Below are 12936 nucleotides of genomic sequence, written 5' to 3'. Positions count from 1 at the left end.
GATATGAGCAACATCACTATTTATCACAACCCGGCCTGCGGCACGTCGCGTAATACGCTGGAGATGATCCGCAACAGCGGTAATGAACCGACCGTTATTCATTACCTTGAAAATCCACCGTCACGCGATGAGTTGGTCAAACTCATTGCAGATATGGGCATTTCCGTTCGGGCTTTGCTGCGTAAGAACGTCGAACCGTATGAGGAACTGGGTCTTGCAGATGATAAATTTACTGACGACCAGCTAATCGACTTTATGTTGCAACATCCGATTCTGATTAACCGTCCGATTGTAGTGACGCCACTGGGAACTAAACTTTGCCGTCCTTCGGAGGTGGTTCTGGATATCCTTCCAGATGCTCAGAAAGCGGCTTTCACCAAGGAAGATGGTGAAAAAGTGGTTGATGATGCAGGTAAAAGACTGAAATAAAGATAAAGGGGGCAAATGCCCCCTTTATTGTTACTTCGTCATTTCTTCCAGCAGGTCAATACCAACCGGCTCTTCGCTCTGTAGCGCTGTTAATGCAATACGCTTTGCATACTGCTCTTCCACATTAGAGATGAGAGGCAGCTCGCGGTTCGCCCTGGTCTTCAGGAAAGGCGAAGACGGTTCAGTAGCTGCCAGGCTGTTATTAACAACCCATGCCCACGGCTCGATGCCAGCTCGACGCAGATCCTGCTGCAGGTTAGCTGCTTCCAGTACAGGTGTCGTTTCGGCAAGCGTCACGATAATCACCTTCGTCTTCTCCGGGTCCTGCAATTGCATCATTGGTGTCAACACATGATCATGCGTTTGCCCCATCTGGCGCACCATTTCCCGGTGATAGGCTCCTGTTGCATCCAGTAGCAGAAGTGTGTGACCCGTTGGCGCGGTGTCCATAATGACAAAATGGTCGTCTGCCTCTTTGATGATCCGCGAGAATGCCTGGAAGACGGCGATCTCTTCAGTACATGGCGAGCGGAGATCTTCCTCCAGCACCGCCAGCCCCTCAGCGTCTAATCCTTTGCCCTGATTTTCCAGTACAAAACGGCGATAACGTTCTGTCTCTACCTTCGGGTCGATACGGCTGACCTGCAGATTTGGCAGTGAGGCATCCAGCGTGTAAGACAGATGTGCTGCCGGATCGGATGTGGTCAGGTGGACTTTATGGCCGCGTTTAGCCAGCGATACCGCGACTGATGCCGCAATAGTCGTTTTGCCCACTCCGCCTTTACCCATCGTCATGACCAGACCTTTACCTGTCAGGCTGAGTTCATCCACCAGTGAAGCAAGTTTTGGTAAATCCAGAGTGTTTTGCGTTGTCGCAGGGAGCGGCAGCGAGGCTTTGCTCTGTGTAAATAACTCACGCAGGGCTTCCAGACCGACCAGATTAAATGGCTTAAGATACAGCTGCGAGCGGGGAAGATTAGCCAGATTATCAGGCATTGCCTGTAGTGCTTTTTCTTCCCGAGCCAGAATACTTTGCCCCAGTGGATCTTTTTCACCCACAAACGGCGGCAGTACACCATTGATGGCAAGGTGCTGATGCTGCAAACCGATAACAGACAGCTCATCGTGCGTATGGGATACCTCTTTCAGCGTTGAAGCCTGAGCACGTGCAACCAAAACTAAGCGCGTGAGTGCTGCATCAGACAACGCTTTAACCGCATCTGAGTACTGGTGCTGTTGTTTCTCCAGCCCTACCAGAGGCCCGAGATTAGCGGCAGCATCGGGATTCGCTTCCAGATAACCGCTCCAGGCTCCCGGCAACTCAAGCATGCGGATGGTATGACCGGTTGGCGCAGTATCAAATACGATATGGTCATAATTTTCCCGCAACTCATGGTTAGTAAGAAGACCAGTAAACTCATCAAATGCCGCGATTTCCGTGGTGCATGAGCCAGAGAGCTGCTCTTCAATACTGCTGACCACCTCGGCTGGCATCAGCCCGCGAACCGGGTCGAGCACTCGGTTACGATAGGCTTGTGCAGCAGCCATCGGGTCAACTTCCATCGCCGCAAGATTTTCTACTGTACTGATATCTGTGATTCGGTGGCCTATAGTCTGGCTAAATACCTGGCCGACATTGGAAGCCGGATCGGTACTCACCAGAAGCGTTCTCTTACCCTGATCGGCCAGCCATACCGCAGTAGCACAGGCCAGGGATGTTTTACCCACGCCACCTTTGCCAGTGAAGAAGATGAACGGGGGAATGTCTTTTAAAAATGGCATATTCATCAGTTATAGCTCCTCTGGAATTAAGGCATATGTGGAATGCAGCAGCAGCGTGGTTGCGCGCTGTCTTCACTCCAGTCCTGACTAAGCGGAATACCTGCCCAACGGGCGATATCTTCACGAGTCGGGAGTTTGCCTGCCATCACGAGTTTGCCGTCGAGCAAGGTGACAGGGAGGGACTCCATCCCTGATGTGTTCAGAAACTCTTTAATGACTGGCGAATTCAGGAACTGCTGCGGGTTCTTCGCAAGGCTGTAGCGCTGTATATCAACGCCATTCTTTTTCGCCCATTCGGCGCTGGCGTTCCATTTGACGGCTTCGTCACTGACTACAACGCTACTGGTTGCGCAGCAGCCTGCTGCTTCAAAGATCTCAATTTTTGACATGGACTGTTTACCTCAGTGTTTAGTCATTTGGCTTTACACTGAGGTAAACGAAGGTGGTGGGGAAAAGATGCGCGATTAATTCATTTTTTTGTGGCAGCAGACGGAAGAAGTGTCATCCGCCTCAATCTGACAAAGTTTTGTCATCATCTCTTTCAGGTGTTTTCTGGCCCGAAGTAGTCGGGATTTAAACGCCGTAAGCGTGATTCCCAGTTCATCGGCCAGGGACTGCTGGGGACGCCGGTTAAGGTCGGATTCTTCAATCAACCACCGCTCATCTTCAGGTAATGCCTGCAATGTTTCAGGCAGGCAAATATCCAGCGTTGAGATTGCATCAGGGGATGCATCAGTTAATGGGGCATCTTCTTCCAGCTCAACGAATTCCCTGGTGGTGCGGTACTCATCAATCAGCAGATTCTTCGCCGCCCGATACAGCCAGGCTCGCGGATTATCCATCTTGCAGAAACTGTCTGAATGAGCGCGGGCACGCAGGAATAGCTCTTGTAGAAGGTCTGCTGCTTTTTCGCTATCACCTGTCTTCGATGTCAAAAAGCGAGATAGTTCGGCTTCATGTTGTCGCCAGAACACGCTCATGCAGTTGTTGAATGCTGTTATATCACTCATACCAGCCCTCAAATTTTGCTCTGATTAACCCGCCGGGAAAGTTCTTCTGCAGACTCTTTTCGTTCGCTGTAGCGATCAACGAGATAGGCTGAGTTACCTCGGGTCAGCAGAGTAAATTTCACCAGTTCTTCCATTACATCCACGATGCGGTCGTAATAAGACGACGGTTTCATTCGACCATCTTCATCAAACTCCTGCCAGGCTTTTGCCACTGAGGACTGATTTGGGATGGTGATCATCCGCATCCAGCGGCCAAGAATACGCATCTGGTTAACGGCATTGAAGGACTGAGAGCCACCGCAGACCTGCATAACGGCCAATGTCTTACCCTGCGAAGGGCGAACAGCGCCTTCTGCTAACGGTATCCAATCAATCTGGGCTTTCATAATGCCGGTCATCGCACCATGGCGTTCAGGGGAACACCACACCATCCCTTCGGACCAACGAACCAGCTCGCGCAGTTCCATGACTTTAGGATGCGAGTCAGGCGCATCATCAGGAAGAGGCAATCCTGAGGGATTGAAGATCCGAACCTCTGCGCCCATGGCTGTTAGTAACCTTGCCGCTTCTTCCGTTGCCAATCGGCTATAAGAGCGCTCACGTACAGAGCCGTATAGCATGAGGATTCGCGGCTGATGGGGAACGGCAGGAACACCGAATCTTGCCTCTGTGATTGAGGTGTCGAACAAACCCGAATCAACATTCTTAAGATCACCTGTCATTTTATTTCTCCGTCTTCTGGGGCAGGGTGAGGCAGTTGTTAGTCCCTGAGCAGCATTCTTCTGTCAGGAAGGTAATCAGAGCCTCAAGGTTTTCATATCGGGCGTGGCAAAAGAGCGTTCTGCCCTGGCGCTCCTGGTGTACCAGAGAGACTGATATCAGCGAGGAAAGATGATGGCTCAGCGTAGAGGCAGGGATTTCGAGCCGCTTCTGCAGTTCGCCAACCGGTAGCCCTTCATGCCCGGCTTTAACCAACTCTCTGTACACGCATAGGCGCGTAGGATGACCCAGCTCTTTCAGGGTTTCTGCTGCTTTCGAAAGCTCCATTTGTATCTCATTTCTATATTTCCGGAATTATAGAAATATACTGTATCTTCCAATAAATACCAATAGTGAATGGGCCTTGCCCCTGAACATTTTGGATAAAGGGGGAGCATCATTGAGAAAATGTGGGGAGTAGCTCTGCTTTTTTTCCCAGGAGTAAAACGGTTAGGCACAGATCGGAACTGATATTAGTGGCCGGTAAATAGCAGATATTCATCCATCATTTGCGTGAGGGATATGTTTTCCTCCTGCCGTCCAACCAGCCACAAGCCCAAATCTTCAGGTGCCTTACGTTTCAGGTTATCCAACCAGTCTTCCAGCGTCGCACGCATCATCAAATCGTACCAACAATGTTAAATAGCGACACCGAAATCCGGTGGCAGTGTGCTGTTACCTTCACCCAGATTACGTTGTAGCAATACCGTGTCGAGCCATAGTCCATGTTTGAAGCCAATGTTTTTCAGTGTGCCGATTTCCGTAAATCCGGCCTGCTGATGGACTTTTAACGATCCCTGATTATTGCTGTCGCCGACGATGGCAATCAGTTGCCGATAGCCCTGTGCTTCAGCCCAGCCGATCACATGACGCAGTAAAGCTTTTCCTACACCCTGACGCTGAGCCGTTGGAGCAATATAAATCGAATCCTCAAGGGTATAGCGGTAGGCATAACGCTCGCGATAGCGGGTGAGGTAGCAATACCCGATGACCTTACCTTCCTGTAGCGCGACGACCCACGGCAGCCCGAGGCTGCGGATTTTTTCCAGACGAGCAAACATCTGGTGAGCATCCGGCGGGTCGGTTTCAAAGCTGCCGGTACCGTGAAGAACATGATGTGCATAAATATCGCGTATGGCGGGGATGTGCTTTTCTTCTGCGTTAACGATTTTCATTGACCGGCTCCCATTGGCGTCTTTGCCCAGATTATCTGAAAGACTGAGGGGAAGGTAAGTGCAAAAAATTATGCTTCGAACAGTTGCTTGCAATGCTAATAGGCTTTCATATTGTAAGGGGAAATAATTGATTGTGGTTGATGTTGTCAATAATACGCAAGGTTGGTAAATACATTAACGCGCAGAGTAATACACAATTATTCGTGCACGTCTTCGAGCGTGTATCCAAATACCAATTATGGTAGGTTTCGAAAAATGATGAAGAAAGTTATTTGATTTCAATGTGTTGTTTCTGTATCTAATTCTTCTTGCGCCTGTACTCTTATTTTCATTTCATTGGCCCTGTTTGAGCCCTAAAAATTAAGTTATATTTTGTTGTTAGCAGAGAGCCTATTATCAGATTTTTCTCTATTCATCTCTCAAAATAGTTACCATGCAAACAGTTGCGCGGTGTAGCTATGCTAACCAGCAATAGTAAGCATCGTCACATTATGTCACCGGGCAAACTTTGTTTAAATCCAGAATTCAATCCCAAGAGTATTAGGATTATTTAGTCTAAAATACTTTTTTGACTAAGACTTTTCTTATTACGTAGCCATGAACTACATGGAGTGATAAAATTCCCGAGTTTATGCCTCCTGCTCAACGATTAGAGGACGCGGTGCGGGTAGTCAATAAGACGAAAGAATTAATTGCTTTATAACCCTATTACGAAATAAGCGGCAGTGCATCTTACATGGTCGGCAATCGTCAGGGATTGACCTTAACTTATTGAAAACGCTTATTTTTACTCTGATGTAAGATATAAGGGCAGATATGTTCAGTATGCGTCGACATGCCAACTTCATTAAACGTTTTAAGTCCGTAAGCTGTTTATTTACGGCCAGCATTCTTTTCCCTATGCAAATCTCTGCTGCGGTATCTGATTATGATGCTTTGGTTATTGAAGCGCGGGGGGGGAATAGTGCGCCGCTATTGCGCTACCTTGAGGATCAGGGAAAGAAAAGCGCGCTAACGCCAAACCAGGTTGCCGACTGGCTGCAAGTTTCTAGTTGGGTTGAGAACAACGATAAAACAACAATTGAAATCTGGCAGCGGTATCGTGGTCAGATGGATGTGCCTGCACGGGGAAAAGTCGCCGCAGCGCGTGCGTATCGTAACCAGAAAAACTGGAATGATTCATTGGCGGTGTGGGAACGCGTTTTACAGGAAGAACCTGATAACGTGGATGTACGCACCGGCTGGATAATGACGCTGGCAGATGCGCGCTACAATCAGCAAGCCCTTACCGAAGCGAATAAATGGGCTCAGGCGCATCCGGGGGCTGATTCCGATGCGCTACTTGCCTATGTCTATCACTCTCAGGGGAAAAACTGGGACGCGCTGTTGGTTGCCAGCCAGGCGGATGACGTCGATCCTGGCAACAAAAATGCAAAATCCACGCTGCTGTCTGCGCTGTCAGCGAACCGTGTTTCCGGACCAGCCTTAAATATGGCGGAAGTCGTACCCACGGCAGATCCGGTGAAGCGTCGCCTTGAGCTTGATGCGGCGGCTGAAATGGTCCGATCCTCTTATACGTCCGCACGTAATGAAGAAGAACGTTTTATCGTAGCAGATAAAGCGCTGGCCCGTTATGACCAGTTGTTGGCGGCCTGGAAAGATGAGCCGTCTGCGCAGAATGATGTCCGCCGGGCGAGAATAGACCGTATGGGTGCCCTATTGGTGCGTAAACGTACTGCCGAAGTGATCGAGGAATATGAGTCCCTTTCCGCAAGCGGCGAAGTACCAAACTACGCAAAACGTTGGGTGGCATCAGCATGGTTAAGCGAGCGTCAGCCGGAAAAAACCGAAGCGATGTTGGCGAGCATCTACTACCCGAATGGGCCTATTCCGGTGACGCCGCTCAGTCCAGAGGATCAACAAGATCTGTTCTATGCACACATTGATAATGAAAACTTCGATGCTGCCAAAAAACAAGTCGATGATTTGATCAAAGAAAGTCCGTATCTGCGGCGTATCTATGGCTCGCCAACGCCGCAGCCTAACGATAACTGGCTGCTCGGACAGTCGCTGCTGACGCAATATCATATCGCTGCCAATGAACTGCCAGAGGCAGAAAAGCTCGCAGAGCATCTGGCACGAACAGGCTCCGGTAACCAGGGACTGCGCATTTCCTATGCCTCTGTGCTTGAAGCGCGTGGATTGCCGCATGCGGCGGAGAAAGAGCTTAAGCTGGCGGAAGTGATTGAGCCAAGCAACCTGGAGCTGGAGCGTCAGCAGGCTTACGTTGCGCTGGATCTCCAGGAATGGAAGCAGGTCGATGAACTGACGGATGACGTTATTGCCCGTAGCCCGGATGATGAAGCGACGCTGCGCCTCGCGCGTATTCGTGATGTCCACAAAATGTCGGAAGTGCGCATTAGCGGCACGCAGGGGATCTCGTCCGATAGCCCGGTCAGCGGTAAGAATGACTTCAACATCAACACGGCTATTTACAGTCCGCCGATTAATGACAACTGGCGACTGTTTACTGGATTCAACTTCGCTACCGGTGAATTTGAGGAAGGGAAGGGCATCAGCCGCGATCTGGCGGCGGGTGCAGAATGGACTTCCCGTGATTACTGGGCGGAAATGGAAGTGTCTGGCCGAAATTATGGCGATGGTCAGAAGATTGGTGGGCGTCTATCCGGCTGGCATGACTTTAATGACAACTGGCGCGTAGGCGGTTCGGCCGAGCGCTTGTCGCGTAATACGCCATTGCGCGCGCTGCGTAGCGGTGTGTATGCCAACGGCGGCGATATGTTCGTTCGCTGGTATCAAAACGAACGACGTGAATATCAACTGTCGTTTGCTGCATCACATTTCTCAGACGGTAACGATCGCATCGAATACGGACTCAGCGGAAAAGAGCGCATCTGGACCACGCCTCGCTTCACGCTGGACTTTACGCCGGGCATTGGCGGGAGCACCAACACCAAAGAGAATGTGCCGTATTACAACCCGAAGAGTGATTTTTCGGTTGTCCCTGGCCTGAGCGCAGAGCAGGTTCTTTACCGCCACTATGATACCGTCTGGACGCAGCAAGGTCTGGCAGGCGTAGGTGGCTACTGGCAGCAAGGTGAAGATGCAGGCGCTATCGTCCAGGTAGGATACGGACAACGGCTTAAATGGAACAACGTCGTAGATGGCGGGGTGATGCTGATTTGGGATAAACGCCCCTATGACGGTAAACGTGAGCGGAATATCTCCCTCGCTTTCGATTTAAATGTCAGGTTTTAAGGATTGTTCATGCTGAAAAGATGCCTGTGGCTTAGCGCATTAATCGCTGGCTGGTTGATGATTACCGCGTGCAGCAGCGCGCACAATACAACGCCTCGCTATGTTCCTCCTGGGGAGAGAACACCGCTGACGGCGGATCATCAGTGGCCGAAAAATAGTTTCCTGGTACTGGGTTATCACGATGTTGAAGATGGTGCTGCCGACCAGCGTTACCTCTCCGTGCGTACCAGCGCGTTGAGCGACCAAATGGCCTGGCTGCGTGATAATGGCTATCAGCCGATCAGCGTGCAGCAAATTCTGGATGCCCATGACGGTAAAATTGTACTGCCGGAAAAAGCGGTATTACTCACCTTTGATGACGGGTATAGCAGTTTTTATACCCGCGTCTGGCCATTGCTGAAAGCCTACAACTGGCCTGCGCTCTGGGCGCCAGTAGGCAGTTGGGTTGATGCGCCAGCCAACAAAAAAGTCGATTTTGGCGGCTTAATGACAGCGCGAGATAAATTCGCGACCTGGAAAATGGTCGAAGAAATGGGGAAATCGCCGTTGGTGGAAGTCGGTGCGCACACCTGGAACTCGCACTTTGGCGCTGAGGCCAATCCACAGGGGAGTAAAGAGCCAGCTGTAGCGAACCGCCTGTATGATAAGAAAACCGGCACTTACGAAACGGACGAACAGTACACGCGACGTATAAACACGGATATTTCTCTGATCACTAACAAGATAAAATCGGTGACAGGGAAATCGCCGCGCGCGTGGGTATGGCCGTACGGCGCAGCCAACGGCACGACGTTAAACCTGGCCAAAGAGCATGGCTATAAGATGGCCTTTACGCTTAATGAAGGGTTGGCGAATGCCGCGTTTCTCGATGATATTCCGCGCGTGCTGATCTCTGATAACCCATCCCTTAAGCGCTTTGCCAGTCAGGTCGCTCAGGTCCGTGAGCCACAGACGATGCGCGTGATGCATGTCGATCTGGATTACGTATATGACAAGGACCCTGCTCAGCAGAAGCGAAATATCGATAAGCTGATCCAGCGCGTTTATGACATGCGTATTTCTCATGTCTTCCTGCAGGCGTACGCCGATCCGCAAGGCGACGGGAATATTCGTGAGGTCTATTTCCCCAACCGCTGGCTGCCGATGCGTGCCGATCTCTTTAACTATATCTCCTGGCAACTACAAACGCGGGCAGGGGTGACGGTATATGCCTGGATGCCGGTTCTGGCTTTCGATCTCGACGCGTCTATTCCACGCGTAACCGCATGGGATCCGAAAACGGGACGTACTGCTATCAATCACGAGAACTATGTCCGCCTTTCACCCTGGAGCAGCGAAGCGCGTCAGCGCATCACTGAAATCTATGAAGACCTGGCGAAACACGCCAGCTTCAAAGGTATTTTGTTTCATGACGATGCTTTCCTGACGGACTTTGAAGATGCGTCACCGGATGCGTTAGCCGCCTACCGTGCCGCAGGGCTTCCGGGCAGTATCGAGCAAATACGTAATAATCCTCAGGCGTTCGAGCGCTGGACGCGCCTGAAAAGTAAGATGCTGATCGACTTCACCAAACAGCTGACCCAGTCTGTGCGTAATATTCGCGGTCCACAGGTGCAAACTGCGCGCAATATTTACGCCATGCCGGTACTGGAGCCTGAAAGTGAAGCCTGGTTTGCACAAAACCTGAATGATTTCCTCAATACCTATGACTGGACGGCGCCGATGGCGATGCCATTCATGGAACAGATCCCGGCCAATGATGCCAACGCATGGCTTGACCGACTGGTGAATGCCGTTGCACAAAACCCTGGGGCGCTGGATAAAACCGTGTTTGAACTGCAGGCACGAGACTGGCGTAAATCCGGGGATCAGGCTGAAATCAGCGGAAAACAAATAGCCGAATGGATGCGCCAGCTGAAATTAAGCGGTGCAGGTAACTACGGCTATTACCCGGATGATTTCATCAGCGACAAACCTGAGATGTCAGAGATTCGCTCGACGTTCTCCTCATACTGGTATCCGCAAAAATGACCGATCGCATTATTGCTTTCCTGATACTTTGCCTGATGTTCAGCCTGCCGTTTGGCGTGGCTGTCATCTTTACAGGTGAAGTGATGTTGAACTTCGTCTTCTTCTGGCCTTTGTTCATGTCTGCTTTGTGGATAAGCGGCGGAGTCTATTTCTGGTTTTACCGTGAACGTCACTGGAAATGGGGAGATGACACGCCACCACCGACCCTGCCGGGGAATCCACTGGTTTCCATTCTGATCCCCTGTTTTAACGAAGGGATCAACGCGCGTGAAACCATTGAGGCCGCACTGGCACAGCGATATAAGAATATCGAAGTGATTGCCATCAACGATGGTTCAACGGATGACACTCACGACGTGCTGGAACAACTGGCAGTGGAATACCCCAGCCTGCGGGTGATTCATCTGGCTGAAAACCAGGGCAAAGCGCTGGCGCTCAAGACCGGTGCGGCCGCGGCGCGCAGCGATTACCTGGTGTGCATTGATGGCGATGCGTTACTGGATCGTGATGCCGTTGCCTATATTGTGGCTCCACTGATCCAGTTCCCGCGCGTTGGTGCGGTGACGGGGAATCCGCGTATTCGAACCCGCTCTACGTTAATCGGCCGTGTGCAGGTCGGTGAGTTCTCTTCCATTATCGGCTTAATTAAGCGTACTCAACGAGTCTATGGGCAGATCTTTACCGTTTCAGGCGTAGTTGCGGCGTTTCGTCGTCGCGCGCTGGCCGAGGTCGGTTACTGGAGCCCGGACATGATCACTGAAGATATCGATATCAGTTGGAAGCTGCAATTGCGCCACTGGTCGGTATTCTTTGAGCCGCGCGCACTGTGTTGGATCCTGATGCCTGAAACGTTAAAAGGGTTGTGGAAGCAGCGTTTGCGCTGGGCGCAGGGTGGTGCAGAGGTGTTTATCGTTAACATGCGTCGTCTGTGGTCGTGGGAGTTCCGTCGCATGTGGCCGCTGTTTCTTGAGTTTTGTTTTTCTACCGCCTGGTCGTTTGCCTATGCGATCAGTATCGTGCTGTTCCTGTTAGGGCTGATGATCCCGATGCCGGACTCGCTGTATGTGCAGCATCTGTTCCCGCCAGCCTTTACCGGACTTATCCTCGGCGTGGTGTGCTTGCTGCAGTTTGCGGTGAGCCTGATGATTGAACGACGTTATGAAAAAGGCATTGGCGCCTCGTTGTTCTGGATTATCTGGTTCCCGGTGGTGTACTGGATGCTAAGCCTGTTCACCACACTGGTCGCGTTCCCGAAAGTGATGCTCAAACGCAAACGCGGCAGAGCGCGTTGGGTGAGTCCTGACCGTGGAATTGGGAGGATCGAATCGTGAATCAGCCACTGATCTTTACGGAGCGGCGTCTGCTGCCTCGCATTATCGATGTGTTGTTGACGCTCATCGCCTGGGTTGGTTTCTTATACCTGATCTATAAAGGGTTGATCACGGCCCTGGCGCATTCACCGTATATGGGGGTGCGACCCTTTTTCACCACGCTGGATACGGTCACGTTTTATATCCTTGTCGCCCTGGTCAACGGCCTGGTGCTGATTGGCTGGGCTAAGTACAACCAGTTTCGTTTTCGGGTGGAACGCCGCAGTCGCAGACCCGGGCTGGAAGACCATGAGCTGGCAGAAAGTTTGCGTATTACCCGGGAGCTGGTTACGGAACTGAACAAGGCGAGGGTGCTGACGGTCCACCATCATGAGAATGGCGAAATCAGTCATATCGATGTGGATAGGGATATTGCCGATAACCGCCTCCCGCCGCCAACGCCTGCGATGCTGGAGTATTTGCCACCAGAGCAGCAGCCGTTGTTGCAGAAAAGGCCCGAGTGATATTTCTGCTTTCAGCAGCTTCCTTCAGCCTCGCATAGGTCTATGATTAGACCCAGACAATAAAAAAATGTGAGGCAATGTCGTGGATAAGGAACTACTGGATGCAGGTTACCGGGCCTATACCGGCGAGAAGATTGACGTCTATTTCAACACGGCGATATGTCAGCATTCGGGCAATTGCGTGCGGGGAAGCGCGAAACTGTTTAACCTGAAACGTAAACCGTGGATCATTCCGGATGAAGTGGATGTCGAGACGGTCATCAAGGTCATCGATACCTGTCCGAGCGGTGCGCTGAAATATCGCCAGAAATGAGTGAGGGGACCATGGAAATTCTTGCAGGCCACAACAAGTTTTATGTCAATGATGCTGAGGGCAACCAGGTTGCCGAGATTGTATTTGTGCCGACGGGCGAGCATCTGAGCATCATTGAACATACCGATGTCGACCCCAGCCTGAAAGGTCAGGGCGTCGGCAAACAGCTGGTGGCGAAAGTGGTAGAGAAGATGCGCGCTGAAAACCGCAAAGTTATTCCGCTGTGCCCGTTTGCCAAACATGAATTTGATAAAACCCGCGAGTACGACGATATCCGCGCCTGATCATCTTATGTGTACCGGAAGGTATAACAGCCATCCGGTT

At 51.2% G+C, this 12936-nt stretch carries 14 protein-coding genes; 7 read left to right on the top strand and 7 right to left on the bottom strand.

Translation table 11 applies throughout. The features are described 5' to 3' along the window. Positions 1–3 precede the first annotated feature (3 nt). Positions 4–429 carry a glutaredoxin-dependent arsenate reductase gene (arsC, locus tag G4551_RS19255; protein ID WP_003841014.1) on the top strand — a complete coding sequence of 142 codons (426 nt, stop codon included), beginning with the start codon at positions 4–6 and terminating at the stop codon, positions 427–429. 30 nt (positions 430–459) lie between these two features. Here arsC and arsA read toward each other — a convergent pair whose 3' ends face one another. From arsA to G4551_RS19220, 7 genes are all read right to left on the bottom strand, one after another. Continuing rightward, a complete protein-coding gene (arsA, locus tag G4551_RS19250; RefSeq protein ID WP_032941174.1) occupies positions 460–2217 on the bottom strand; it encodes an arsenical pump-driving ATPase in 1758 nt (585 codons plus the stop codon). A 20-nt stretch (positions 2218–2237) separates the two neighbouring features. After that, positions 2238–2600 carry an arsenic metallochaperone ArsD family protein gene (locus G4551_RS19245; RefSeq protein ID WP_003841010.1) on the bottom strand — a complete coding sequence of 121 codons (363 nt, stop codon included), beginning with the start codon at positions 2598–2600 and terminating at the stop codon, positions 2238–2240. Positions 2601–2675: 75 nt separating this feature from the next. Further along, on the bottom strand, positions 2676–3221 hold the full coding sequence (locus tag G4551_RS19240; protein ID WP_032941175.1) for a sigma-70 family RNA polymerase sigma factor: 546 nt from the start codon (positions 3219–3221) through the stop codon (positions 2676–2678). An 8-nt stretch (positions 3222–3229) separates the two neighbouring features. Next, positions 3230–3943: an arsenical resistance protein ArsH gene (arsH, locus tag G4551_RS19235; protein WP_003841007.1), complete on the bottom strand. Its 714-nt coding sequence runs from the start codon at positions 3941–3943 to the stop codon at positions 3230–3232. Between the two features lies 1 nt (position 3944). Next, positions 3945–4268 carry an ArsR/SmtB family transcription factor gene (locus G4551_RS19230; RefSeq protein WP_003841005.1) on the bottom strand — a complete coding sequence of 108 codons (324 nt, stop codon included), beginning with the start codon at positions 4266–4268 and terminating at the stop codon, positions 3945–3947. A gap of 185 nt (positions 4269–4453) precedes the next feature. After that, positions 4454–4600, bottom strand: coding sequence for a hypothetical protein (locus G4551_RS19225; RefSeq protein ID WP_003841003.1), 147 nt, complete (start codon positions 4598–4600; stop codon positions 4454–4456). An 18-nt stretch (positions 4601–4618) separates the two neighbouring features. Beyond that, positions 4619–5155, bottom strand: coding sequence for a GNAT family N-acetyltransferase (locus G4551_RS19220; protein WP_003841001.1), 537 nt, complete (start codon positions 5153–5155; stop codon positions 4619–4621). 816 nt (positions 5156–5971) lie between these two features. On the opposite strand from G4551_RS19220, the gene pgaA reads away from it, so the two are divergent. From pgaA to G4551_RS19190, 6 genes are all read left to right on the top strand, one after another. Next, a complete protein-coding gene (gene pgaA / locus G4551_RS19215; protein WP_003840999.1) occupies positions 5972–8434 on the top strand; it encodes a poly-beta-1,6 N-acetyl-D-glucosamine export porin PgaA in 2463 nt (820 codons plus the stop codon). 9 nt (positions 8435–8443) lie between these two features. Then, complete coding sequence (gene pgaB, locus G4551_RS19210; RefSeq protein ID WP_003840997.1) at positions 8444–10465, top strand: poly-beta-1,6-N-acetyl-D-glucosamine N-deacetylase PgaB; 2022 nt, start codon at positions 8444–8446, stop codon at positions 10463–10465. Continuing rightward, entirely contained in the window at positions 10462–11796 is a 1335-nt protein-coding gene (pgaC, locus tag G4551_RS19205; protein WP_003033859.1) for a poly-beta-1,6-N-acetyl-D-glucosamine synthase, read from the top strand. The genes pgaB and pgaC overlap by 4 nt, the downstream gene beginning before the upstream one ends. Beyond that, positions 11793–12299, top strand: coding sequence for a poly-beta-1,6-N-acetyl-D-glucosamine biosynthesis protein PgaD (gene pgaD / locus G4551_RS19200; RefSeq protein WP_003840995.1), 507 nt, complete (start codon positions 11793–11795; stop codon positions 12297–12299). Before pgaC ends, pgaD begins: the two co-directional genes overlap by 4 nt. Before the next feature lie 82 nt (positions 12300–12381). Continuing rightward, positions 12382–12612, top strand: a complete 231-nt coding sequence (gene yjdI / locus G4551_RS19195; RefSeq protein ID WP_003033864.1) for a 4Fe-4S mono-cluster protein YjdI — start codon at positions 12382–12384, stop codon at positions 12610–12612. Between the two features lie 11 nt (positions 12613–12623). Continuing rightward, positions 12624–12896: a GNAT family N-acetyltransferase gene (locus G4551_RS19190; protein WP_003033869.1), complete on the top strand. Its 273-nt coding sequence runs from the start codon at positions 12624–12626 to the stop codon at positions 12894–12896. Positions 12897–12936: the final 40 nt, after the last annotated feature.

Origin of the sequence: Citrobacter freundii ATCC 8090 = MTCC 1658 = NBRC 12681 (assembly GCF_011064845.1) — a bacterium.
GTDB lineage: Bacteria > Pseudomonadota > Gammaproteobacteria > Enterobacterales > Enterobacteriaceae > Citrobacter > Citrobacter freundii.
The sequence above is the reverse complement of the archived record's forward strand: the minus strand, read 5'-3'. Positions and strand labels throughout refer to the sequence as shown.

Bases quoted from the DNA above. Each gene is read 5' to 3' on its own strand.
- arsC (WP_003841014.1), top strand. From the start codon at position 4: ATGAGCAACATCACTATTTATCACAACCCGGCCTGCGGCACGTCGCGT.
- pgaA (WP_003840999.1), top strand. From the start codon at position 5,972: ATGTTCAGTATGCGTCGACATGCCAACTTCATTAAACGTTTTAAGTCC.
- arsH (WP_003841007.1), bottom strand. From the start codon at position 3,943: ATGACAGGTGATCTTAAGAATGTTGATTCGGGTTTGTTCGACACCTCA.
- arsA (WP_032941174.1), bottom strand. From the start codon at position 2,217: ATGAATATGCCATTTTTAAAAGACATTCCCCCGTTCATCTTCTTCACT.
- G4551_RS19225 (WP_003841003.1), bottom strand. From the start codon at position 4,600: ATGATGCGTGCGACGCTGGAAGACTGGTTGGATAACCTGAAACGTAAG.
- G4551_RS19220 (WP_003841001.1), bottom strand. From the start codon at position 5,155: ATGAAAATCGTTAACGCAGAAGAAAAGCACATCCCCGCCATACGCGAT.
- G4551_RS19240 (WP_032941175.1), bottom strand. From the start codon at position 3,221: ATGAGTGATATAACAGCATTCAACAACTGCATGAGCGTGTTCTGGCGA.
- pgaC (WP_003033859.1), top strand. From the start codon at position 10,462: ATGACCGATCGCATTATTGCTTTCCTGATACTTTGCCTGATGTTCAGC.
- G4551_RS19190 (WP_003033869.1), top strand. From the start codon at position 12,624: ATGGAAATTCTTGCAGGCCACAACAAGTTTTATGTCAATGATGCTGAG.
- G4551_RS19230 (WP_003841005.1), bottom strand. From the start codon at position 4,268: ATGGAGCTTTCGAAAGCAGCAGAAACCCTGAAAGAGCTGGGTCATCCT.
- G4551_RS19245 (WP_003841010.1), bottom strand. From the start codon at position 2,600: ATGTCAAAAATTGAGATCTTTGAAGCAGCAGGCTGCTGCGCAACCAGT.
- pgaB (WP_003840997.1), top strand. From the start codon at position 8,444: ATGCTGAAAAGATGCCTGTGGCTTAGCGCATTAATCGCTGGCTGGTTG.